2 protein-coding genes are annotated in these 2,157 nt (G+C 73.5%); both read right to left on the reverse strand.

Annotated features, from left to right (window positions below; translation table 11 throughout):
• Nucleotides 1-78: 78 nt before the first annotated feature.
• The gene (locus tag AAHZ94_RS33015) at nt 79-951 is read right to left on the reverse strand and encodes an undecaprenyl-diphosphate phosphatase (RefSeq protein WP_349997391.1); all 873 of its coding nucleotides are present in this window, start codon (nt 949-951) and stop codon (nt 79-81) included.
• Between the two features lie 280 nt (nt 952-1,231).
• On the reverse strand, nt 1,232-2,071 hold the full coding sequence (locus tag AAHZ94_RS33020; RefSeq protein ID WP_349997392.1) for a TVP38/TMEM64 family protein: 840 nt from the start codon (nt 2,069-2,071) through the stop codon (nt 1,232-1,234).
• Nucleotides 2,072-2,157: the final 86 nt, after the last annotated feature.

Genomic DNA, 2,157 nt, shown 5'->3' on the forward strand with positions numbered 1-2,157 from the left:
CCCCCCCCCCCCCCCCCCCCGGGGCGCCCCCCCCCCCCGGGCCCGGCCCGGCGCCCCCCCCCCGGGGGGCCGGGTGGGCTAGTCGGCCGACTCGCCCGCGTGCGGGCTGAGCGCGTCGAAGCCGACCAGGGCGAAGATGACCAGGCCGAGGAGTACGCGGTAGTAGACGAACGGCATGAAGCTCTTCGTCGAGATGAACTTCATGAACCAGGCGATCACCGCGTAGCCCACCACGAAGGCGATGATCGTGGCGAAGACCGTCGGGCCCCAGGACACGTGGCCCTCGCCCGCGTCCTTCAGCTCGAACGCGCCGGAGGCCAGGACCGCCGGGATGGCCAGCAGGAAGGAGTAGCGGGCCGCCGCCTCGCGGGTGTAGCCGAGGAAGAGGCCACCGCTGATGGTCGCGCCTGAGCGGGAGACGCCGGGGACCAGCGCCATGGCCTGGCAGATGCCGAAGAGCAGGCCGTCGCGGGTGGTCAGTTGGTCCAGGCCCTTGCGTTGCTTGATCGCACGGTGTCGGCCGCCGACTTCGTCGCGGGCCGCGCGACGGTCCGCGACGGCCAGCCCGATGCCGAGCACCACCAGCGTGGTCGCGATCAGCCGCAGGTCACGGAACGGGCCGTCGATCGCGTCCTGCAACGTCAGGCCGAGCACGCCGATCGGGATCGAGCCGACGATGACCAGCCAGCCCATCTGGGCGTCGTGGTTGCGCCGCATCTCCTTGTTCGTCAGCGACCGGGCCCAGGCGGACACGATGCGGGCGATGTCCTTGCGGAAGTAGATGATCACCGCGGCCTCGGTGCCGATCTGGGTGATCGCGGTGAAGGCCGGGCCCGGGTCGTTCCACCCGGCGAAGGCCGCCGTCAGCCGCAGATGGGCACTGGAGGAGATGGGCAGAAACTCGGTCAAGCCCTGGACGAGTCCGAGGATGAAGGATTCAAACCACGACATCGATATCTATGCCATCCAAATGCTGATCACGTTCTGACCAGCAGGGATGCGGGTCAAAGGCGGTTTCTGGGCAGGCGTGCGGCGCGGGACGCGCGGTCATGCGGGGCTGGGTCTGGCCGGACTCATGCTGGCTTTCGCTGAGTGAGTTGACGGGGCACTGGCAGGCAGCGCGGCACCGGGGCCACGGCCCGACCACGATCATCCACCAGTCAGGTGGCAGCGTAGCGCCCGTGACGGGCGGCACGGAAAGAGCCCTCCGATCCGGGGCCTCGACACCCTGTCATGCACCTGACGCTGCACCGGATTTTGCGCCCGCTGCCGCGGGGACCTCGGGTGCGGCTTCGGGTGCGGGGGCGCCCGCGCCGCCGCCGGCGCGCAGCCCTCCGCGCTTGCGCCAGGCGACCACCGTCGCGGCGATCCCCGTCACGGCGATGAAGGCCAGCGCGGCGAGGAAGACCGGCGAGGTGGGGGCGGACGCGCGGCTGCCCGCCACCACGTACGCCGCCGTGTTGGGCACGCTGCCGAGGCCCGTCGCCAGCAGGAACGGCCACCAACCCATCCGCGAGACCGCCGCACAGTAGTTGGCCGCGGCGAACGGCACCCCGGGGAACAGCCGCAGCGCCAACATCGAACGGAAACCGTGGTCGCTCAACTGCCGATCGGCCGCCGCCAACCACCGGGCCCGCAGCAGCGGCCGGAGCGCGTCCTGACCGAGCAGGCGCCCGAGGCCGAAGGCGATGCCCGCGCCGAGCACGGTGCCGGCCACAGCGGCCGACAGGCCGGCCTGGCTGCCGAACAGCGCCCCCGCCGCGAGGTTGAGCAACGGCCGCGGCACCAGGGCCGAGGTGCACACCCCGTACGCGGCGGCGAACAGCACGACCGCCACCGCGCCCGACGACTGGGACGGCCACCCCTCGCGCAGCAGGCGCTGCGGTTCGCAGATCGCCACCGTCACACCCGCGCTGACCAGCAGCACGACGAGCAGCCCGAGCCGGGCCCGCGGCGACAGCAGCGCCCGGGCCCACCGCGCGGCACGGCCGGGGGAGGGGACGGCAGGTTCGAACACGGCTGGAGCGTAACCGACGCCGGTGGGTCCCGCGTGTCGCGCGGACGCCCCCATCGAAACTTCCGGCGGGGCGCGGCCCCCCGGCCCCCCCCCCCCCGCCGCCCCCCCCGCGGGGGGGGCCCCCGCCCCCCCCCCCCCCC

Source organism: Streptomyces sp. HSW2009, from assembly GCF_040240285.1.
Taxonomy (GTDB): Bacteria; Actinomycetota; Actinomycetes; order Streptomycetales; family Streptomycetaceae; genus Streptomyces.